Source organism: Brevundimonas albigilva (assembly GCF_023503965.1).
Classification (GTDB): Bacteria; Pseudomonadota; Alphaproteobacteria; order Caulobacterales; family Caulobacteraceae; genus Brevundimonas; species Brevundimonas albigilva.
The window spans coordinates 1,246,006-1,266,678 of record NZ_CP097298.1; the positions used below are offsets into that span (position 1 = coordinate 1,246,006).

22 protein-coding genes and 2 pseudogenes are annotated in these 20,673 nt (G+C 66.4%); 14 read left to right on the plus strand and 10 right to left on the minus strand.

What is annotated here, in order from left to right:
- The first annotated feature begins 28 nt into the window (after nt 1-28).
- A complete protein-coding gene (gene uvrC / locus MU852_RS06510; RefSeq protein WP_249751511.1) occupies nt 29-1,906 on the plus strand; it encodes an excinuclease ABC subunit UvrC in 1,878 nt (625 codons plus the stop codon).
- Between the two features lie 7 nt (nt 1,907-1,913).
- On the opposite strand, the gene MU852_RS06515 is transcribed toward uvrC, so the two are convergent.
- Together MU852_RS06515 and MU852_RS06520 are read right to left on the minus strand one after the other, a co-directional pair.
- Nucleotides 1,914-2,291, minus strand: coding sequence for a PIN domain-containing protein (locus tag MU852_RS06515; protein WP_249751512.1), 378 nt, complete (start codon nt 2,289-2,291; stop codon nt 1,914-1,916).
- A gap of 11 nt (nt 2,292-2,302) precedes the next feature.
- Complete coding sequence (locus MU852_RS06520) at nt 2,303-2,539, minus strand: antitoxin (protein ID WP_249751513.1); 237 nt, start codon at nt 2,537-2,539, stop codon at nt 2,303-2,305.
- Between the two features lie 69 nt (nt 2,540-2,608).
- Here MU852_RS06520 and MU852_RS06525 point away from each other — a divergent pair, with 69 nt between their 5' ends.
- Genes MU852_RS06525 through pgsA form a run of 4 tightly spaced genes read left to right on the plus strand, consistent with a single transcriptional unit; the run spans nt 2,609 to nt 4,598 of the window.
- Entirely contained in the window at nt 2,609-3,235 is a 627-nt protein-coding gene (locus MU852_RS06525; protein WP_249751514.1) for a carbonic anhydrase, read from the plus strand.
- Between the two features lie 36 nt (nt 3,236-3,271).
- The gene (locus MU852_RS06530; RefSeq protein ID WP_249751515.1) at nt 3,272-3,514 is read left to right on the plus strand and encodes a type II toxin-antitoxin system Phd/YefM family antitoxin; all 243 of its coding nucleotides are present in this window, start codon (nt 3,272-3,274) and stop codon (nt 3,512-3,514) included.
- Nucleotides 3,511-3,966 (plus strand): PIN domain-containing protein, encoded by a 456-nt coding sequence (locus MU852_RS06535; RefSeq protein WP_249751516.1) that lies wholly within the window; start codon nt 3,511-3,513, stop codon nt 3,964-3,966. Before MU852_RS06530 ends, MU852_RS06535 begins: the two co-directional genes overlap by 4 nt.
- On the plus strand, nt 3,963-4,598 hold the full coding sequence (pgsA, locus tag MU852_RS06540; RefSeq protein WP_249751517.1) for a CDP-diacylglycerol--glycerol-3-phosphate 3-phosphatidyltransferase: 636 nt from the start codon (nt 3,963-3,965) through the stop codon (nt 4,596-4,598). The genes MU852_RS06535 and pgsA overlap by 4 nt, the downstream gene beginning before the upstream one ends.
- Before the next feature lie 10 nt (nt 4,599-4,608).
- On the opposite strand, the gene MU852_RS06545 is transcribed toward pgsA, so the two are convergent.
- Together MU852_RS06545 and MU852_RS06550 are read right to left on the minus strand one after the other, a co-directional pair.
- Entirely contained in the window at nt 4,609-5,121 is a 513-nt protein-coding gene (locus tag MU852_RS06545; RefSeq protein WP_249751518.1) for a TIGR02281 family clan AA aspartic protease, read from the minus strand.
- 58 nt (nt 5,122-5,179) lie between these two features.
- A complete protein-coding gene (locus MU852_RS06550) occupies nt 5,180-5,386 on the minus strand; it encodes a DUF1289 domain-containing protein (protein ID WP_249751519.1) in 207 nt (68 codons plus the stop codon).
- Between the two features lie 157 nt (nt 5,387-5,543).
- Here MU852_RS06550 and MU852_RS06555 point away from each other — a divergent pair, with 157 nt between their 5' ends.
- Together MU852_RS06555 and MU852_RS06560 are read left to right on the plus strand one after the other, a co-directional pair.
- A complete protein-coding gene (locus MU852_RS06555; protein WP_249751520.1) occupies nt 5,544-5,696 on the plus strand; it encodes a hypothetical protein in 153 nt (50 codons plus the stop codon).
- Between the two features lie 114 nt (nt 5,697-5,810).
- Nucleotides 5,811-6,625, plus strand: a pseudogene (locus tag MU852_RS06560) (crotonase/enoyl-CoA hydratase family protein).
- 22 nt (nt 6,626-6,647) lie between these two features.
- On the opposite strand, the pseudogene MU852_RS06565 reads toward MU852_RS06560, so the two are convergent.
- From MU852_RS06565 to MU852_RS06575, 3 genes and pseudogenes are all read right to left on the minus strand, one after another.
- Nucleotides 6,648-7,656: pseudogene (locus tag MU852_RS06565) on the minus strand (HlyD family secretion protein).
- Nucleotides 7,657-7,691: 35 nt separating this feature from the next.
- A complete protein-coding gene (locus tag MU852_RS06570) occupies nt 7,692-8,447 on the minus strand; it encodes an ABC transporter ATP-binding protein (RefSeq protein ID WP_249751521.1) in 756 nt (251 codons plus the stop codon).
- The gene (locus MU852_RS06575; RefSeq protein WP_249751522.1) at nt 8,444-9,295 is read right to left on the minus strand and encodes an ABC transporter permease; all 852 of its coding nucleotides are present in this window, start codon (nt 9,293-9,295) and stop codon (nt 8,444-8,446) included. Before MU852_RS06575 ends, MU852_RS06570 begins: the two co-directional genes overlap by 4 nt.
- A gap of 95 nt (nt 9,296-9,390) precedes the next feature.
- Between MU852_RS06575 and MU852_RS06580 the strand changes: the two genes are divergently transcribed.
- The 7 genes from MU852_RS06580 to MU852_RS06610 all read left to right on the plus strand — a co-directional run bounded on the left by MU852_RS06580 (nt 9,391) and on the right by MU852_RS06610 (nt 19,095).
- The gene (locus tag MU852_RS06580; protein ID WP_249751523.1) at nt 9,391-9,576 is read left to right on the plus strand and encodes a hypothetical protein; all 186 of its coding nucleotides are present in this window, start codon (nt 9,391-9,393) and stop codon (nt 9,574-9,576) included.
- 214 nt (nt 9,577-9,790) lie between these two features.
- Nucleotides 9,791-11,875 carry a S46 family peptidase gene (locus MU852_RS06585; RefSeq protein WP_249751524.1) on the plus strand — a complete coding sequence of 695 codons (2,085 nt, stop codon included), beginning with the start codon at nt 9,791-9,793 and terminating at the stop codon, nt 11,873-11,875.
- A 397-nt stretch (nt 11,876-12,272) separates the two neighbouring features.
- The gene (locus tag MU852_RS06590) at nt 12,273-13,583 is read left to right on the plus strand and encodes a tyrosine-type recombinase/integrase (RefSeq protein WP_249751525.1); all 1,311 of its coding nucleotides are present in this window, start codon (nt 12,273-12,275) and stop codon (nt 13,581-13,583) included.
- A 136-nt stretch (nt 13,584-13,719) separates the two neighbouring features.
- Nucleotides 13,720-14,838, plus strand: a complete 1,119-nt coding sequence (locus MU852_RS06595; RefSeq protein WP_249751526.1) for a hypothetical protein — start codon at nt 13,720-13,722, stop codon at nt 14,836-14,838.
- A gap of 93 nt (nt 14,839-14,931) precedes the next feature.
- Nucleotides 14,932-15,393, plus strand: coding sequence for a BREX-1 system adenine-specific DNA-methyltransferase PglX (locus MU852_RS06600; protein ID WP_249751527.1), 462 nt, complete (start codon nt 14,932-14,934; stop codon nt 15,391-15,393).
- 68 nt (nt 15,394-15,461) lie between these two features.
- Nucleotides 15,462-17,771 (plus strand): Eco57I restriction-modification methylase domain-containing protein, encoded by a 2,310-nt coding sequence (locus tag MU852_RS06605; protein WP_249751528.1) that lies wholly within the window; start codon nt 15,462-15,464, stop codon nt 17,769-17,771.
- A 151-nt stretch (nt 17,772-17,922) separates the two neighbouring features.
- Nucleotides 17,923-19,095, plus strand: coding sequence for a DUF3644 domain-containing protein (locus MU852_RS06610; RefSeq protein ID WP_249751529.1), 1,173 nt, complete (start codon nt 17,923-17,925; stop codon nt 19,093-19,095).
- Here the strand turns inward: MU852_RS06610 and MU852_RS06615 are convergent.
- From MU852_RS06615 to MU852_RS06625, 3 genes are all read right to left on the minus strand, one after another.
- The gene (locus MU852_RS06615) at nt 19,092-19,562 is read right to left on the minus strand and encodes a hypothetical protein (protein WP_249751530.1); all 471 of its coding nucleotides are present in this window, start codon (nt 19,560-19,562) and stop codon (nt 19,092-19,094) included. The two genes, MU852_RS06610 and MU852_RS06615, sit on opposite strands and share 4 nt — an antisense overlap.
- Nucleotides 19,559-19,867 (minus strand): helix-turn-helix domain-containing protein, encoded by a 309-nt coding sequence (locus MU852_RS06620; protein ID WP_249751531.1) that lies wholly within the window; start codon nt 19,865-19,867, stop codon nt 19,559-19,561. Before MU852_RS06620 ends, MU852_RS06615 begins: the two co-directional genes overlap by 4 nt.
- Nucleotides 19,868-20,032: 165 nt before the next feature.
- A complete protein-coding gene (locus tag MU852_RS06625) occupies nt 20,033-20,608 on the minus strand; it encodes a hypothetical protein (RefSeq protein ID WP_249751532.1) in 576 nt (191 codons plus the stop codon).
- Nucleotides 20,609-20,673 lie beyond the last annotated feature (65 nt).

Below are 20,673 nucleotides of genomic sequence, written 5' to 3' on the forward strand. Positions count from 1 at the left end.
ACGGGCGAAGCGCCCTATATCCCCGGCGATGACCGAGGAGCCGCTCACCGACCTTAAGGCCGCCGCGCTGATCGCCGACGAGGCGCGGCGCGCGCCCGACAAGCCGGGCGTCTATCGCATGTACGGCGAGGACGGGACGTGCCTCTATGTCGGCAAGGCCCGCAGCCTGAAGAAGCGCATCGTCCAGTACGCCCAGGGGCGGTTCCACACCCAGCGCATCGGCCTGATGGTGTCGCTGACCCGGTCGATGGAGCTGGTGGTCACGGCGTCCGAGACCGAGGCCTTGCTGCTGGAATCCAACTTCATCAAGAAGCTGAAGCCGCGCTTCAACGTGGTGCTGCGCGACGACAAGTCCTTCGCCGAACTGATGATCCGGCGCGACCACCGCGCGCCGCAGGTCCGAAAGCATCGCGGCGCCCACACCATCAAGGGCGACTATTTCGGCCCCTTCGCCTCCACCTGGGCGGTCAACAACACGCTGAACACCCTTCAGAAGGCCTTCCTGCTGCGGTCCTGCTCGGACAGCGTCTATGAGACCCGCACCCGCCCGTGCATGCTGCACCAGATCAAGCGCTGCTCGGCGCCCTGCACCGGCCTGATCAGCCTTGAGGACTATGGCGAGCTGGTCACCGAGGCCGAGCAGTTCCTGCGCGGCAAGTCGCGCGCCGTCATCGGCCGCCTGTCCCAGGAGATGCAGGCCGCGTCCGACGACATGGACTTCGAACAGGCGGCGCGCATCCGCGACCGCATCCGCGCCCTGTCGGCCATCGCCATGGAGAATTCCGTCAGCGCCGAGGGCCTGGCCGAGGCGGACGTCTTCGCCCTGCATTCCGACGGCGGCCAGGCCTGCGTCCAGGTCTTCTTCTATCGCGCCGGCCAGAACTGGGGCGGGCGCGCCTATTTCCCGCGCGTGGACAAGTCGGACACGGATCCGGAGATCCTGGCGTCGTTCCTGGGGCAGTTCTACGAGGACAAGCCGGTTCCGCGCCTGATCCTGTCCAACGTCCGCCCGCACGAGCTGGAACTGCTGGAAGAGGCCTTCTCGATGAAGGCCAAGCAGGCCGACGGCCGGCGCGTCGTCGCCATCGAGCGTCCCCAGCGCGGCGACCGCAAGGCCCTGGTCGACCACGCCCTGACGAACGCCCGCGAGGCCCTGGGCCGCCGCCTGGCGGAAAGCTCGGCGCAAGGGAAAATCCTGGACGAGGTGTGCGAGGCCTTCGGCCTGGAGGCCCGACCCGAACGGATCGAGGTCTATGACAACGCCCACATCCAGGGGACCAACGCCGTCGGCGGCATGATCGTGGCCGGGCCCGAGGGCTTCCAGAAATCCCAGTACCGCAAGTTCAACATCCGGGGCGACGACCTGACCCCCGGCGACGACTACGGCATGATGCGCGAGGTGCTGCGCCGCCGCTTCTCGCGCCTGGTCAAGGACGAGGCCGAGGGCGAGGAGGTCGTGCGCCCCGACCTGCTGCTGATCGACGGCGGCGCGGGCCAGCTGGCCGAGGTGCTGGCGGTGATGGCCGAGATGGGCGTCGACGACATCGCCGTGGTCGGCGTCGCCAAGGGGCCGGACCGGGATGCGGGCATGGAGAAGTTCTTCATGCCCGGCAAGCCGCCCTTCATGCTGCCGCTGAAGTCGCCGGCGCTCTACTACCTGCAGCGCCTGCGCGACGAGGCCCACCGCTTCGCCAACGGCGCCCACGCCAAGCGCCGCTCGATGGACATCAAGAGGAACCCGCTGGACGAGATCGAGGGCGTGGGCCCCGGCCGCAAGAAGGCCCTGCTGCACGCCTTCGGCTCGGCCAAGGGCGTGGGCCGCGCCTCGGTCGCCGACCTGGTGAAGGTGGACGGCGTCAGCCAGCCCCTGGCCGAACGCATCCACGCCTTCTTCCGCAAGGCGTGAGCGGCCTTCACCACTCCAGCAGCGTCAGTCCGGGAATGTCGCGGAAGTCGTCGCCGTTGCGTGTCACCAGAGCCGCCTCGGCCGCGATCGCTTGAGCGGCGATCATCCGGTCCAGAGCCTTCCGGCGCGAAAACCCACAGGTCTCGACAATGGTGCGATAAGCCCTCGCTTCGGCCTCGCCGAACGGCAGGACGGGCACCGCGTCCAGCAGGGCGTCCAGCCTTGCTCGCCGATTGTCGGCGTCTTCATCCGCCCGCCCGAGATCCGCCTCGAGCTCTATCCGGGTGATGACGGAAAGCAGAAGCGGCGGATCCAGAGCATCCACCCGTTCGTCGATCCGCTCGTCGCCATCCCGCAGATGGATGGCGACGTTGGTGTCGAGCATATAGGCCAAACCTAAAGACCTGAACGTTCGGGGATTTCGATTTCGTGGCGGACGCCGACGCTGGACGGCTTCGGCAAGCTCCGCAGCTTCGCCAGCATCTCTCTCACCGATTTACGCTTGGGTGAAATCGTCACCACATCGCCCTTGCGCTCGATTTCGACCTCCACGCCGGGGCCGAAGGAGATTTCCTTGGGCAGGCGCACGGCGTCGCTATTGCCGCTTTTGAAAGTTCGACTGGTGACGGCCATCGCGCGCTCCCTGGTATATACGCGTATACACGATTTTGCAGCGCCGCCCAAGGCGCTACACGACGCTGCATGTGCGACCATCATGACGACGAACTGACCGCCGGCTATCACCGTTTCCGGGCCGATCACTGGCCCGAAGCGCGCGCCGAGTACGAAACCCTGGCCGAGAAGGGCCAGAAGCCGCACACCCTGATCGTGGCCTGTTCCGACAGCCGCGCCGACCCGGCCCTGATCTTCGACGCCAAGCCGGGCGAACTGTTCGTGGTGCGCAACGTCGCCAATCTGGTCCCGCCGTATGAGCCGGACGGCAAGCTGCACGGCGTGTCGGCGGCGCTGGAGTTCGGGGTCAAGGTGCTGGGGGTTAAGCGGATCGTCGTCATGGGTCACGCCCACTGCGGCGGGGTCAACGCCATGATCAACGGCGCGCCCGACGTCGTCGCCGATTTCGTCGGCCCCTGGATCGCCCAGGGCGCGCCCGTCGTCCAGCACGTCGCCGAGACCGTCGCCCCCGACCAGCTGGAACGCGCGGCCGAGGAAGCCATCGTGCGCCTGTCGATCCGAAACCTGCGCACCTTCCCCTGGATCGCCGAGCGCGAAGCCAGCGGCGCCCTGCGGCTCAGCGGCCTGCACTTCGGCATCGCCGACGGCGTCCTGACCGCTCTGACCGACGCCCCCCGGTTCGAACCGTTGGCCTGAGTTGCGCAAAGTAGTGTCTTCCACTACTTTAATCGCATGGAACGCACGGTAACCGCGACCGAGGCCAATCGGGACTTCTCCCGCATCTTCCGCGATGTGGCGCGCGGCGAGCGCTATGTCATCACCGCCCACGGCAAGCCCATGGTGCGGATGGAGCCTGCGGCGGAGCCGGCGACAGTCGAAGACCGCGCCGCGCGCCTTCGGGTCCTGGCGGACGAACTGGCGGTCCTGCCTGGCCGGGCGCCGGGTCCGATCACCCGCGAAGACGGCTACGCTTGAAGGTCGCCCTGGACACCAACGTCCTGGGCTACGCCGCCGGCATCGGCGACGACGAGGTGAAGCGGCGGCTGGCGCTGGGGCTGATCCGGGCTCTCGCTGGATCGTCCATGGTTCTGCCGACCCAGGTCGCGGGGGAATTCTACAACATCCTGACCCGCAAGGGCGGCCACGACCCGAAGACAGCCCGCGGCGTCGTCCGGAACTGGGCGGACGCCATCGGCCTGACCGCGCCGACCGCCGCGACGATGGAGGCGGCTTTGGAAGGCGCGGCCTTCTTCAACCTGCAGATCTGGGATGCGCTAGTTCTGAGCATCGCCGCCGAGGCGGGCTGCGCGCTTCTGCTTTCCGAAGACATGCAGGACGGCTTCGTCTATCGAGGCGTGACCGTCGCCAATCCGTTCGCGGAAACCTTGCACCCCCTGCTGGCGTCGCTGCTGGAGACCCCGTCATGACCGCGCCCGCCCACCGCGCCAATCCCATCCCCAACATCCTGACGGGCCTTCGCCTGTTCGCGGGCGTGGTGATGTTCCTGATCCTGGCCGGCGCCACCAGCGGCTTTCCCTTCGCCGATCAGTGGATGAGCCCGGACGATCAGTTCGCCCTCTACCGGACGGGGTTCTGGATCTTCGTCATCGCCGCCTCGACCGACTGGTTCGACGGCTGGCTGGCGCGGCGCTGGAACGCGACCTCCAACTGGGGCGCCATCCTGGACCCGATCGCCGACAAGGTGCTGACCACCGGCGCCATCCTGGGCGTGCTGACCTCGGGCTCGGTGCCGCAGATCATCATTCCCTGCGGGCTGATCCTGTTCCGCGAATTCGCCGTCTCGGCCCTGCGCGAGACGATGGCCGGCCGCATCGAGCTGCCGGTCACCCTGGCCGCCAAGTGGAAGACGACGCTGCAGATGGTGGCTCTGGGCTGCCAGCTGTTCGCCCGCAACTGGGACGGCTTCGGCCTGTCGTTCGAATATCTGGACGAGTTCCAGTTTTTCTCGGACGTGCTGATCTGGCTGGCGGCCATCATCACCCTGTGGACCGGCTGGCAGTATTTCCGCGAGGCGCGCCGCCAGATGCGGGCGATCTAGGGCCGCAAAATCAGGGCCTCAGGGTCAGGCCGTGCGGCGTGGCTTCGAAGCCCGACAGCCGGCCCAGGAAGCTCATGCCCAGCAGCGAATAGGCCAGGCCTTCCTCGACCACCAGGGCCTCGACCGCCTCGACCCGCGTCCCGCCGACGGAGACGGAGGACAGCCGCACCGGCGCGGCCCGCGCCAGGCCCGAGGCCGTCTGCACCTGCCGCGTGAAGGCGTCCGGGCCGGGATCGACGCCCAGCCGGCGCGCGTCCTGGCGGGTCAGGGCCACCACCGTGGCGCCGGTGTCGACCAGCACGTCCACGGCCCGGCCGTCGATGCGGGCCTGGGTCCAGTAATGGCCGTCGGCGCCACGCACGACCTGGGCCGAGGCGCCGCTGGCCTGGGGCGGCCGGGGCGCGACCACGGCGGCCTGGGCCTGGCCCGCGCCGTCCAGGCTGCGCACCGCCAGCGCGGTGGCGCACGAGAGCGTCAGGGCGACGCCGATCACGATGACGGACTGCAGGTCGAACCGGATCATGGCCCCGGTCTAGCGGACCGGTCTTGGGATGCGGTGAAGCGACGTGGCTGACGAAACCTTACCCGCCCAGCTTGACCGGGTCGATGCGCCCCCGCCGCGACGGCAGGTCCGCCATCACCGCCGCCCGCTCCGCATCGCTCAGCGCCCGCCAGCCCGCGATCTCCTTCAGCGTGCGAAAGCATCCCAGGCACAGGCCGCTCTCGCCGTCGACGGCGCAGACCATCACGCACGGGCTGGCGATGGCGCGCGGCGGCCCCTCGCTCATTGTGACATCGAAGCGAATAATGCTCCGACCTCGGACTTATAAATTTGCAAATTCACGAAACCGCCTTATATTGTCCGATGACGCGAAACGACTGAGGGTGAGACCCCCATAAGTACGACGCGTCTCTTTTCATCGTTCTGCGAAAGGAGACGCCAAGATGAACGATAAGGAGCGCAACCTCCAGCACGCCATGATGTCCTTCGCCCTGTGGGGCGGGATGCTGGTGAACAGTCGGCATATGCCGTCGAACGCGGGCCGGGTGGTCAGCCATCCCTCCAACTTCGTCCCCTATCCGATCAAGAAACGCTGAAGCCGCCCGCGGCCGGCGATACGAAAGCCCCGGTTCGACCGGGGCTTTTGCAATCCGGGCTTGCCTGACCCGGCGTCCAGCGTCGATGACGGGGCCAGCCGAAGGAGACGACGCATGGCCCCGGTCCCCGAACATCGCCTGATCCGTCACGACCGCCAGGGCGGCGTCCTGATCTGGACGCTGGACCGCGAGCATCGGCTGAACGCCCTGCCCGACCTGACCGACGGCGAGGAATTCGCCGCCGCCTGCGCCGAGGCCAATGCGGATCACGGCGTCCGCTGCGTGGTGCTGACCGGCGCGGGGCGCGCCTTTTCCGCCGGCGGCGACCTGACGGCCATGCGCGACGGGCGCGACCTGTTCGCGGGCTCGGGCGCCGAAATCCGCCAGCGCTATCGCCGCGTGGTTCACCGCATCGTGCGCGCGCTCTACGATCTGGAGGTTCCGCTGGTCTCGGCCGTCAACGGCCCGGCCATGGGCCTGGGATGCGGCATCGCCTGCACCGCCGACATCCGCATCGCCTCGGACCGGGCCAGCTTCGGCGTGCCCTTCCTCAAGCTGGGCATCATCCCCGGCGACGGCGGGGCCTGGCGGCTGCCGCGCGACGTCGGCTACGCCCGCGCCGCCGAAATGCTGTTCACCGGCCGCAGCGTCGACGCCGAGACGGCCGAGCGCTGGGGCCTGGTCAATCGCGTGGTCCCCACGACCGGCTGATGGACGAGGCCCTGCTGACCGCCGGCCAGATCGCGGCCCAGCCGCCCCACGCCCTGCGCATGGCCAAAGCCCTGATGCGCCAGGGCCGCGACCAGACCTTCGAGCAGATCCTGGAGTTGTCGGCCGCCCTGCAGGCCCTGGCCCACCAGACCGACGACCACCGGGAAGGCGTCGCCGCCGTCCTGGAAAAGCGCCCCGCCGACTTCACGGGGCGCTAGTCGAGGTCAGGGGTCGTGCGGCCTACTGCGGCCGCACCATCGCCCGCTCGGGGCCGACGCCGACGGCGGCTTCGCGCTTGGCGCCCGCGGTCTCGCCCGGCTTCATGAACTTGACCAGGACGCGCTGGCCGATCAGCAGCGGCGCGTCGCCGGCCGAGGCCACCACCTCGACCACCCGCTCGTCGGTGCGCTGCGAGGGATCGTCGGACGCCAGCTTGCGCGCGCCGAACACCGCCGCCCGACGCATGACCGAGCCGACATAGACCTTGGACGGGTCGCCCTCCGGGGTGATCTCCACCGCCTGGCCGTCGGTCAGGTTGGGCAGGTCGCTCTCGACCACCTCGGCGCGGACGATGCGCGGCGCGTCGGGCTCCAGGTCGAACATGGTCGAGACGTTCAGGGTCGAGGCGCCGGCGCCGGGGTTGGCGTAGCGACGCACGATGCGGCCCGCGGTCGGGGCGCGGATGACCGTCAGCTCCTCGTCATAGCGGGCCTGGGCCAGCTGGGCGCGGGCGGTCTGGACGGCGGCGGTCTGCGATCCCAGCCGGGCCTGGGCCGTGGCGATGGCGTCCTGGGCCTGGTCCATGCGCTGGGCGGCGACGAAGTTGGTGGCGACCAGTCGCGACAGGCGATCGTGCTCGCGCTGGGCGGTGCGGATGTCGACCTGGATCTGGGCCAGTTGGCTCTCCGGCCTGGTTGACGGCGGCCTGGGCGCTCTGCACGGCCAGGCGCGCCTCGTCGTCCTCCTGGCGGGCCAGGATCTGGCCGGCCACGACGCGGTCGCCTTCCTGCACCAGGACGTCGCGCACCACGCCGCCGCGCCGGGCGGCGATCTGGATGATGCCGCCCTCGACGTCCACCTTGCCGTTGGCGATGGCCGCATAGGGGCTTTCGACCTTGGTGGCGGCCGCCTTCTCGGCCTCGGCCTTCTTGGTCTTGGCGGCCGACTGGAACAGCATGAAGCCCACCACCAGCACGATGATGACCAGCAGGCCGAGCCAGGTGCGTTTTTTCTTCAGGAAGCCGGGCATGGGGCGTGTCGTCCTAAGGGGTTCGTCTTGGGGGTTCAGTGATGCGACGCCAGGACGGCGTCCGGGTCGGGATTACGGCGCTGATCGTCCAGGATCTTGCCGTCCTCGATGTGGATCACTCGGTCGGCCCAGGCTTCCAGGCGCGGGTCGTGGGTCACGCAGATGACGGCCGCGCCGTGTTCGGTGGCGGCCCGGCGCAGCAGCTTGATCACCACCTGCCCGTTCTCGCCGTCCAGGGCCGAGGTCGGTTCGTCGGCGAACAGGATCTTGGGATCCTTGGCCAGGGCGCGGGCGATGGCCACGCGCTGCTTCTCGCCGCCCGACAGGGCCGCCGGCCGCTGGTGCAGGCGATGGCCCAGGCCGACCTCCTCCAGCGCCGTCGTGGCGCGCTTCTTGGCCTGGCCCGAGGACAGGCCCTGGAACTTCAGCACCGTCTCGACCTGCTGCAGGGCGGTCAGCGACGGGAACAGGTTGAAGCCCTGGAAGATGAAGCCGCAGTTCTCCAGCCGGAACCGGTCGATCCGTCCGGTCGACAGCTTCCACAGGTCGTCGACGTCCAGGGCGTCGACGCGCCCTTCCTCGGGCTTCAGCAGGCCGGACAGCGCCGCGATCAGCGTCGACTTGCCTGAGCCGGACGGCCCCATGACCATGGTCAGGTCGCCGTGCCGCGCGTCGAAATCGACGCCCTTCAGCACCTCGACGAAGGCGCGGCCCGACTTGAACCGCTTGATCAGGCCGGTGGCCTCGATGGCGTAGTCGCCATGCTTGCCGTGGGTCTTGGTATGGATCATCGCAGCAAATCCGCCGGTTGGCTCTTCTTCAGGACGCCCAGCGACAGCAGGCCCGACCCCATGGCGATCAGGACCAGACCGACGCCGACCACCAGCAGCAGGCTGAACGGCAGGGCGATGATGACCCCGCCCATCCGCGCCAGCAGCGACAGCAGCCACGTCAGCAGGACGGCCGCCGCCACCCCCACCAGACCGACCCAGAAACTCAGTTCGACGACGATCCGGCGCAGGCTGCCCATGCCCACGCCCAGGGCCCGCAGCGAGGCGAACTCCTTGATGTTGGCCATGATGGCGCCGCGCAGGGTCTGCCAGGTGATGGCCACGCCGATGATGATGCCCAGCACCACGCAGCCGCCGATGATGATGACCAGTATGCCTTCCTCGAACATCGACTTGGCGTTGGCGTCGGCCAGCTCCTGACGGGTCCAGGCGCGCCACTGGCCCTTGCCCATCTCGTTCAGCTGGGCCGCGACCACCGTCGCCTTGGCCGGGTCGCGCAGCTTGATCATCAGCGGGCCGCCCATGGTGTTGCCCCACGACTGGCCCAGCATCCGCAGCGAGTCCCGCGACATCACGATGGTCGGCTGCATCATGTTGGGATAGCCGCGCAGCACCCCCACCACCGTCACCGTCTGGCCGGCGTAGATGGCGCGGTCGCCCAGCTTGACGCCCAGGGTTCCCAGCGCGGTCTCGTCCACCGCGATGGTGAAGGGCTGGCGCAGCGCCGCGACCAGTTCGTCGGAATAGTCGGTCGGTATGGTGACCGAGCCGGGCTGGGTGTCGATGACGTTGACCATCACCTGACGCGACTTGGGCGCGCCCTGGCGCGCGCGCTCGGCCTGGCTCATCGTCGGATCGACGTCGCGCGACGTTCTGCAGGTTGCCGCCGTTGATCTCCATGGCCCGCACCTCGACCACCTCGGGGTGGTTGTAGGCCAGGGGGATGAACCGCCGGGGCACGCCCATGGAGCCGCCGAACAGCTGGGTCGCGCCGGGCTGCATGATGATGACGTCGGCGCGCGACCGCTCGATGGCGGCGGTGAACCCCTTGCCGATGCCGATGAACACCCCGGTCATGGCCAGGACCAGCAACCCCGACAGCGCCAGGGCCATGACCGCGGCCATGTAGCGACGCCATTCGAACAGCAATGTAGATAAAGCGAGCGACATGAAGCGCTGAAATCCCCCGAACCGAGTTCTATCTGACCGCGCGCTTGCTCGCGGCCAAGTTAAATCGGGGTAAGGCGGCGCCGACGCACCGACTTGCCCACGCCGCGGCGGCGGGTCTAGTTACAGAATAACGGCCGGATCGACCCGATCCCGGCGCCCGGAGAACACGCCCGATGTCCCTGCCTTCGCTTCGTCTCACCGCCTCGCTGGCCGCCCTGGGCGCCGCGACCGCCGTCCTGTCCGCGCCCGCCGCTCCGGCCAAGGCCGAGGAGGGAATGTGGACGTTCGACAACTTCCCGATCGCCACGGTGAACCAGACCTATGGCGTGAACATCGACCAGGCCTGGCTGGACCGGGTGCGTGAGGCGGCGGTGCGGCTGCAGGGCTGCTCGGCGTCGCTGGTGTCGGGCGAAGGCCTGATCCTGACCAACCACCACTGCGTCGTCGGCTGCGTCCAGGACCTGTCGGACGCCCAGCACGACTACGTCAAGAACGGCTGGATGCCCGCGACCCGCGAGGACGAGAAGAAGTGCCCCGGCCAGACGGCCGAGATCCTGACCGACATCACCGACGTCACCGAACGCGTCCAGGGCGCCGGCCAGGGCCTGGAGGGCGCCGCCTTCGTCCAGGCCCGCAACGCCGAGGCTGAGAAAATCCAGAAGGAAGGCTGCGGCGACGATCCGAAGTGGACCTGCCAGGTCATCAGCCTGTACCGCGGCGGCCAATACAAGCTCTACAAGTTCCGCAAGTACGACGACGTGCGCCTGGTCTTCGCGCCCGAGTTCCAGGCCGCCTTCTTCGGCGGCGATCCGGACAACTTCAACTTCCCGCGCTATGCCCTGGATAGCGGCTTCCTGCGCATCTACGAGGACGGCAAGCCGGTCGCCACGCCCAACCACCTGACCTGGAATCCGAACGCGCCCAAGGAAGGCGACGTCACCTTCGTCGCCGGCAACCCCGGCACGACCCAGCGCCTGCTGACGGTGGCCCAGCTGGAGGCGCTGCGCGACCAGCAGCTGCCGATCAGCCTGATCCAGTTCTCCGAACTGCGCGGCCGCCTGCTGGAGTATTCGACCACCGGCGATGAGGCCAAGCGCGTCGCCGTCGATCCGATCTTCGGCCTGGAGAACAGCTTCAAGGTCTATTACGGGCAGCAGGGCGCCCTGACCGATCCGGCCTTCATGGCCAGGAAGCGCCAGGAAGAGGCCGACCTGCGCCAGCGCGTCGCCGCCGACCCCGAACTGGCCGCCCGCATCGGCGACCCCTGGGCCGACCTGGAGCGCGTGGCCCAGGCCCAGCGCGACCTCTACCTGCCCTATCGCCAGCTGGAATCCGGCCCGCGTTCGCAGCTCTACAGCTACGCCAAGGCCATCGTCCGCGCGGCCAAGGAACGCGCCAAGCCGGTCGCCGAACGCCGCCCCGGCTACACCGACGCCGACATCGCCGCCCTGGGCCGCCGCCTGGCCCAGAACGCGCCGATCTCGAACGACATCGAGGAGATCTACATGGCGTTCTGGCTGTCCAAGACCCGCGAATACCTGACCGTCGACAATCCGCAGGTGAAGGCGCTGCTGGGCAAAGACAGCCCCGAACAGATCGCCCAGCGCACCGTCTCGGGCACCCGCCTGGCCGACCCGGCCTTCCGCGCCCAGGCCCTGGCCATGACGCCGGAACAGCTGGCCGCCTCGGGCGACGCCATGATCCAGTTCGTCCTGGCCAACGACGACGCGGCCCAGGCCATCCGCACCCAGTGGGAATCGGCCGTCTCGGGCCCGACCAGCCGCGCGGGAGAAAAGATCGCCCAGGCCCGCTTCGCCGCCTACGGCACCAATCTCTATCCGGACGCCACCTTCAGCCTTCGCCTGTCCTACGGCTCGGTCAAGGGCTGGACCTACCAGGGAGTGACGGTGGAGCCCTTCACCTACATCGGCGGCCTGTATGAGCGGAACACCGGCGCCGAGCCCTTCAACGCGGCCGAGGACTGGCTGGCGGCCGAGGACAAGGTCAACAAGCAGACCGTCTATGACTTCGTCTCGACCAACGACATCATCGGCGGCAACTCCGGCTCGCCGGTGATCAACGCCAAGGGCGAGGTGATCGGCGCCGCCTTCGACGGCAACATCCACTCGCTGGGCGGCAGCTTCGGCTACGACGGAAACCTGAACCGCACGGTCACGGTCTCCACCGCCGCCATCACCGAGGCGCTGCGCAACGTCTATCACCAGCCCCGCCTGCTGGAAGAACTGGGCGTGGAGTAAGAACTAGAACGCCCCTGGGTATCGCCTCCGGCGATCCCGAGGATAAACTCCGCAAGACGGATGAGGGGGCTGGTTGACCCGGCCTCCCTCTTTCCGTTCTGGATGCGGACAGAGCCCCCTCATCCGAGCCCTTCGGGCCCACCTTCTCCCGCAAGGGGAAAATCATCTGTAGCAGGTGCAGAGGCACGGCTGTTTCAAAATGGCCAATCGCATCAACAAGATGTGTCATTTTGCGAATTATTTCAGTGCATTAATCGCCGGGCGGCAATGCGGATCAAGTAGGACTGAGTCGGACCTTTTGAGACCTCCAAAGGTGGTTTGTCAGGTGGTTCAGGCCCAGCCTCGGCGGCCCGTCAATTGCCGGACCTCCTCCGTCGTTCAGAACGGAGTGATTTAGATGAAGGCCCCTATCCCCACCCGCCAGCGGTTGACCAACCGCGTAATCGACGAGGTGTGTTCCCTGTCCGCCGACGAGCGGGCTCGCCGATACTGGGACACGACCGTCCCGGACCTGTGTGTGCAGTTCAACGCCAAACGGACGGGCCGGCCCAGCTTCATGCTGCGCTACACCAAACTGGACGGCACGGACGGCGACTACTCTATCGGCTCGGTCGACAAGATCGCGATCGACAGCGCTCGCACTGAGGCGCGACGGTTGCTCAACGACCTGCACGCGCACGGCATCGATCCGGTCGAGGCCCGTCGAGAAGCCCGGGAAGAAGCCAAGGCGCCTAAGTTAAAGACGTTCGGCGATCTCGCGGTGGCGTTCATGGCCGCCAAGGCCGAGCAGCGGCCAGGGCAGAAGCCTTTGGACGAGGTCTTCTTCTTGAACCGCTACGTCCTGCCCGTTCTCGGGTCGCGGAAGTTCGACAAGGTCACCGCCCAGTGCGTTGAGGACTTGGTGATCGCAGTGAAGAACGAAGTCGGCGCTCGCCACCGCAGGAAGGGGGCAAACGGCAAGACGACAGCCAACGCATGTCATCGTGCGATCAAGCGCGTCTACAAGTGGGCGTGCAAGAAGGAAGTTGCCACGAAGAACCCCGCTGACTTCCCGCCGCTGTTCGAGATCAAGCGCGAAAAGCGGCGCGGGCGCTTGACCGAGGAGCGGTTTGCGCAGTTCTGGGCCGATCTGTCCGGGCGCCTCTACTCCATGTCGAGCCCGAAGCCGGGCCTGCTGGCGATCCTGCTGTTCCTGTTGACCCTACAGCGGCCGATCGATGTGGCCCGTGCGATCCGCTCTCACATCAACCTGTCCAAGCGTATGTGGATTATCCCGGAGGACTACACAAAGACAGGTCACGAGTATCACGTCCCACTGTCTGACCCGGTGGCCCGACTGCTTCGGATCGTCATGTCGATCGCAGACGGGGAGATGCTCTTCCCCAGCAATCGCGCAAACGGCCCGCACATGGACGAGCATTCCTTGACCACTGGCTGGATACGAGCGCGTCGCCGTCTGATCAAGGCCGGTCTGCTCGATGACGAGGATGTCGAACTCTACGATGGCAGGAGGTTCGGTCGCACTCAGATTCGCGCCAAACTGGGGTTCTCGAATGACGTAGCAGAGGCGGTGATCAACCACGTCGGCCAACAACACGAGGGGGCCCGTCTTTATGATGTTGAAGAGATGCTCCCGCATATGACGGAAGCGCACCTCAAATGGGGCGAGGAAGTCGAGCGCATGACGGGGGCGAACTGTCTCGCTTGATCGCCCATCTCGAAAACATTTGCGCGTGACCGCCTCGCCGCGCCTCTCCCGTTGCCTACGATGATGGCCTGCTAAAGGATGGCGGGGTGACTGGAGGGGCCGGCTTGGCTGATCGACATTGTTCAGCGCTGGCTCTTTGTTCAGCACCGACTACTTGGCCGAGGCCATCAAGTCGTCGCCGGCCTATCAGGGTGTCGATGTGGCGACGCTCCGTGGTGACCTGAACCGGATCGCCGCCGCCTTCCCGCAGGACACCAAGACCAACGAGAGCCAGACCGAGGACGACTTCATCTGGCCCGTGTTAGCCGCGCTGGGCTGGTCGGAGTCGCTGCGGCAACAGAATCTCACCGTCAGTGGTCGCGACGACGTCCCGGACGGCCTCCTGTTCGCCAACGCCGAGGCCAAGGCGGCTGCCAACGCCCAGCCGGAACAGTGGCGGCGGTATGAACATGGTCTGGCCGTCGTTGAGAGCAAGCGATGGGCTCGCCCTCTCGACCGGGCGTCGGGCCGCCACGAGACCACCGCGCCGTCGACACAGATGTTGCGCTACCTCCGGCGGATCGACGATCTGACGAACGGTAAGCTGCGCTGGGGCATCCTGACCAACGGGCTGCGCTGGAGGCTTTATTGGGCGGGCGCTCGGTCGATCTCGGAAGAGTTCCTGGAGATCGACCTCGGCCGCGTGTTGGGGCTCGTGGGCGTTGATCTGTTCAGCGACGAGGAAGCCAGCGACCACTGGCTGCGCGTCTTTGCGGTCATGTTCGGCCGCGAGGCCTTCCTGGCCACCGGGATCGACCAGAAGACGTTCCACGAGCGCGCCAGGTCCGAGGCGGCCTTCTACGAGGAGCGGGTCGCCGCCAGCCTGTCCAGGGTTGTCTTCGATCAGGTCTTCCCGAGCCTCGCTCGCGCGCTGGCCGAGTCCGCGCCCGAGGCCTCGCTGGATGACGTGCGGGATGCGGCACTGATCCTTCTCTACCGGCTGCTGTTCCTTCTCTACGCCGAGGACCGGGACCTGCTGCCTGTAAACGACGACCGGTATGACGATTATGCGCTCCGGCCCGTCCGCCTCGACATCGGCGAGCGGGTCACCAACGGCGACACCTTCTCATCGACCGCCGCCAAGGTCTGGGCGCACATTTCGGACCTGTCGCGGATCGTCGACAAGGGCGACGCCTCAGTGGGCATCCCGCCCTACAACGGGGGCCTGTTCGCGACGTCGGGCACGACCCTGCTGGCGAGCGCGCGCAATCCCTGACAGCGTCATGGCACCCGCTCTCGACGCCCTTTCCTTCGAACGATCGACCGGCCAGCGCCGATATATCAACTACCGCGACTTGTCGGTCCAGCATTGGGCTCGATCTACGAACGGCTGCTGGAGTTCGAGATCGTCCGGGAAGGGCTGGCTGGCGAAGCGGGACACCTGACCGTTCGACCCAACCTCTTCGCCCGCAAGAACTCGGGCAGCTACTACACACCCGATGAACTGGTCGGACTGATCCTGGACGAGACGCTGGAGCCGCTTGTTGAGGAACGGCGCGATGCGTTCTCGGCAGCACTCGAAGGCTTTTCCGACAACGACGACGAAGGCGTCCGCCGCCGTGCGCTGAAGGACGCCGACGCCGCCGAAGCGATCTTGTCCCTGCGGGTCTGCGACCCAGCGATGGGGTCGGGGCACTTCCTGGTCAGCCTGGTCGATACTCTGGCTGACCACGTTCTCGACGCCATGGCCGAGGCCGCCGCCTTGGGCGAGGACCTCGGTTACGTCTCCCCCTGGCGGAGAAGATCGACGACATCCGCGCCACCATCCTGAAGAACGCCAAGGCCGCCGGCTGGGCGATCGATGAAGCGCAACTGGATGACCGCCACATCGTCCGGCGCATGGTGCTGAAGCGTTGCGTCTACGGCGTCGACAAGAACCCGATGGCGGTCGAGCTGGCGAAGGTGGCCCTGTGGCTCCACACCTTCACCGTCGGCGCGCCCCTGTCATTCATCGACCACCACCTGCACGCTGGCGACAGTCTGTTTGGCCTTTGGGTCCGCGACGCGATCGACAAGGCCCACGGTTTTGGCGCCCCACTGTTCTACGACGAGGCCCTGAAGAACGCCCAGCGTCAGGCGCTGGCGATGAAGACGATCGAGATGGCGACGGATGCCGAGATCGCCGAGGCGCACCGGTCCGCTGCCATGTGGACCGACGTGGAGGCCCAGGTCGGTCCGCTGGATAGCTTTGTCAGCTTCATGCACGCCTTGGAGTGGCTGAACCTGAACCGGACCGAGAAGGGGCTGATCCGGCTATGGCTGGATGGACAGTTCGGTGACGCCTTGGCCATCGCGCGCGGTCGTGCCGAGCCCGAGCGGCGGCGATCCAAGAAGGAAGACTTCGAGGCCTTCGCCGACATCTGGCGCCGGGCTCGCGACCTGATCGCCGAAGAGCGATTCCTGAACTGGCAGATCGCATTCCCCGGCGTGTGGGACCGCTGGGACGACGAGGAGCGGCACGGCGGGTTCGACGCCGTCGTCGGCAATCCGCCTTGGGACCGGATCAAGCTGCAACAGATCGAATGGTTCGCGGCCCGCAGGCCTGAGATCGCTCTGGCCCAGCGCGCGTCGGATCGGACAAAGATGATCTCGGTGCTCAAGAAGGCGGACGACCCGCTGCACGGCGACTTCGAGAAGGCCGAGGCTCGGGCGCTGGATACAGCCCGGATGGCGCGGGCGTCGGGCCAATATCCCCTGCTCAGCCGAGGCGACATCAACCTTTACAGCCTGTTCGTCGAACGGGCGCACGCCTTGGTGAAGCCGTCCGGCATGGTGGGTTTGTTGACACCAAGCGGCATCGCATCGGACCTGTCGGCCAGTGCCTTTTTCCGGGGTGTGGCGACCGAGGGGCGGTTGAAGGCGCTCTACGATTTCGAAAACCGTCGGACGCGGCACGGGCTGGAACCTTTCTTCCCGGACGTGGATAGTCGGTTCAAATTCGTCGCCATGATCGCCAGCCCAGGGCGGATGTTCCCGTCGGCCCAGTGCGGCTTCTTCCTCCAGGCGACGGGCGAGACCCGCGACCCGGACCGCGCTTTCTCGATCACCGCCGACGACTTTGCGGCCGTGAACCCAAATACGGGAACCGCGCCCATCTTCCGGTCCCGGCGCGATATGGCCCTGACCACGGCGATCTACCAACGGCTCCCAGTGCTGGTGGATCGCTCGGGCGCCGCCGCCGTGGCGGCCTGGCCGGTGCGCTACGCGACCATGTTCCACATGACCAATGACAGCCACCTTTTCCGCACGCGCACGGAGTTGGAGGAGCGAGAAGGAGCCTGGGCCGTTGAGGGCAATCGGTTCCGTTCGACGTCGGGGGATTGGCTACCACTTTACGCTGGGCGGATGATCCACCAGTTCGACCACCGGGCCGCCTCCGTCACGGTCAACGCCGCCAACGTTCACAACGCCGCGCTCAGCGGTGAGGTCACCGACGAACAGAAGGCGGACCCTGCTTTCGTTCCGGAACCTCAGTATTGGCTTCAACACCAAGGCGTGATGGACGGGTCGGCGATCGCCTTCCGCGACATCGCGCGCGCCACAGATGCGCGCACAATGATCGCCGCCATGCTTCCCCATCGCGCAGCCGGCAATACTGCTCCTTTGATCGTCTCGTCGATGCCCGCCACCGAGCAGGTCCTCCTTCTCGCCAACCTGAATGCGTTGGTTCTCGATTACGTCGCACGCCAGAAGGCGCAGAGCACCCACCTCAACTGGTATATTGTCGAACAGCTGCCTGTCGTTCCGCCAGTCGCCTACGACCGCGCCTTCGGCGGCAAGACCGCCGGTAACATCGTTAGGGAGGCCGTCCTCGAACTTAGCTACACCGCCCACGACCTGGCGCCGTTCGCCCGCGACTTAGACCGTGTGGACGAGGACGGCGAGGTCCTGCCGCCGTTTGTCTGGGACGAGGACCGGCGTCTGATCCTACGCGCCAAGCTGGATGCCCTCTACTTCATCCTCTACGGCGTCCATGACCCCACCGACCCGGCCCGCAGTCGCGACGACATCCGCTACATCTACTCGACCTTCCCCATCGTGGAGCGCGAGGAGACAGCAAAGTGGGGCCGCTACAGGAGCCGTGACCTCACGCTCGCCTGGATCAACGCCTTGTTAGCCGGCGAGCCTGACGCGGTGATCGCGGGATGAAGACGCCGTTCGTCGGGCAGGTGCCACCAGCAGTTCCCCAGCCCCTGCGGCACCTGCGCCAGCACCAGCACCAGCACCAGCATCAGCACCAGCAAAGCCAAAGGTGCCCGTCCGTCGGCGCGGCAACTCCCTGGAGCGCTGGGAGATCGCGTTGATCAAGGCCATGATCGATGACGGGCGGTGGCCGAACGATCAGGACATCCTAGCCTATTTCACGCGCCCGACCCGGTCGGTGAACCATCGCGCCATCGCCGAGATCAGGACCAAGTCGAAGCACACGACGGTTAAGGCCGCGACCGCAGACGAGTTGGACGGCTTCATAGCCTCGTGGCCCGAGATCGATGCCGAGACGGGTCTCAGCATCCGTGGTGACGAACTGCTGATCAAGGCGCGCGAGGCCATGATCTCGGCGGTTCATACGTTCAACAGCGCGGGCCTCACCTTCCGGGCCGAACTGTTCATCGTCACGGCGGTGATCGCCTGGACCTACCTGCTGCACGCCTGGTTCAAGCGCGAAGGAATCGACTACCGCCATACCCGCAACGAGAACGGCCAGAAGGTCGTGATGAAAACGCCGGGCGGAGCCGACAAATACTGGGAACTCGCCCAGTGCCTCAAGCACGCGCGCTGCCCCGTCGAACGCGGCGCGGCAGACAATCTGAACTTCCTGCTCGAACTGCGACACGAGATCGAGCATCGCTCGACCAGTCGGATCGACGACACGGTCAGCGCCAAGCTTCAGGCCTGCTGCATCAACTTCAACGACGCGATCAAGTCGCAGTTCGGCGCCCAGTATGCCTTGGAGCGTCGGCTGCCGATCGCCCTTCAGTTCGTCACCTTCAGCCCGGACCAGAGGGCGCTCCTCAAGAAGGCTAGCGGTCTGCCGGGTCACGTCATGACGCGCATGGAAGGCTTTGAGCAGAACCTGACAGCCGAGCAGCAGGCCGATCCGAGGTTCGCCTACCGGGTCTTCATGATCCACCGCACGGCCAACCGTGCGCCCGGCGCCGACCTTGCGGTTGAACTCGTTCCGCCTGGCTCCGAGGTCGACGACAAGTTCCAGATGGCGTTGAAGGAAGTCGAGAAGCGGAAGTATCTGCCAGGCGAGGTCGTGAAAAAGATTCGGGCCGAAGGCTGGAACCGGTTCACGATGGATAGCCACACCAAGCTGTGGAAGCAATTGGGGGCCAAGGATCCAGCCAAGGGCTATGGGGCCGTAGCGGTCGGCAACACCTGGTGCTGGTATGAGCCTTGGGTGAATCGGGTGCTGGAGGAGTGCCAGCAACACCCTGACCGCTATCGGAGACAGACCCCGGCGACCTAGTTCAGGCGGCGGCGCCCGCCAGTGCGTCGATTGGCCCAGGAACCGGCAACGCCGTCGAAGAACCCAAACACCTTGTCCATCGGAGGCGTCTCGTCGCCGCACCAGAAATGGAAGGCCGTCAGGGTGCCGAGCCAGTTGTCGATCTCAGCGCGGACCCGCGCGCCGTAGGCGCCGTCGAGCCCGTCATCGGGGTGGTGGCCCAGCATGATTGCGACGCCGAGACGAAGGTCCGACTGGGCGAACGTGCCGTGCAGATGGGCGTGCACCGCGTCGCTGAAAGTCTTGACAGGCCCACAGATCAGAGGCGTGCCCGGCGGGAGCACTAGCACCTCCCCAGCGGTCGGCGGGTGGATTCGGTGTTCGAGTTGGGAGACCGCTGCGTAGAAGCCGCCACCGGCGGGCACGATCCCGGTGTTCCGTTGGAGGGCGGATGTGAGATGGATGTGGGACGGGTGCGAGATCATCAAGCGTGGCGCCCCATGGGACGCTGCTGACGGCGGGCAGTATAGCGGACCCCGATAACGCTGGGCGTTTCGCGACGAACGGCCTTCGCCTCACGGGTATTGGCCGCCATCTTCGTGCTCATGAACTCAACGAGATCAGAGACGCGATAACGAGGGACCTTGCCGATCGCGGCCGAGTAAAGCGGACCATGTCCGCGCTGCCGCCACTTCGCCAGCGTCTCGATTTGAACGCTGAGATATGCCGCTGCTTCTTTCGGCGTAAGCCAGCGGTCATCCAGCGGGGAAAAGGCGTGGGTCGCGTCGGTCATGAATCCTCCTGTTTCGTTGCACGTCTCCATTGGTCGGTGCGGGCGGTTGATGGTTTACGGTGGATTAACTACTTCCGAAAGTCAAGAGAAATTCACACGGAATCGCTGTCATCTTTCATTAATAAGTGATTAACCCGAACGAATAGTTACTTTTTACTTTCGCATCTATTTGGCGACAGGCAAGAAGCGGCGGAACTTGGCTTCAAGGAACTCAGCGATTTTGGCCCACGGACTATCGGGGCCGGCCTCGCGAGCCTTACGTTTGACATCGAGCAGCAACGCTTCGCGTTCCAGGTAGCGCGCGATAGCGGCGAACTCCTTGCGGCGGGCGAGCCGCCCCGAGCGGCTCAGGATTTCGACCTCAGCCAAGGTGCGGCTCCCCTTGAGCCGGTTGGCCTTATCGCTGATCACACGGACGTTGCCCGCCACATAACCCTTGTCGGGTTCAATACGATCAAGGGAGGGCGAGGCATCGGAGCGAGGGCCGCCAATCACGAGCGGAATGCCGAGCACAGGACAGACATCCGGGACACAAATGTCATCCAAGCGCAGTGAGAAGCTGGCGCTCTGGGTGCGGGCACGCTGCTTCGCCCGGTCCAGCAGGGCGCGAACAGGCCTCTTCCTGCGGCTCGTCCGCTGGTAGCCGCGCATGTAGGCGGCGTTGCAGCCCGAGCACTTTTGGCGATGCCTGGGCGAACCGTGGACCGGACAGGTGGCGGGAATGACGTTATGCTGATTCAAGGGCACCCCCTGTTGTGGAGGTGCTATTATGCATCGATGGTGTTAAACGTCAACTATGGCAGCTA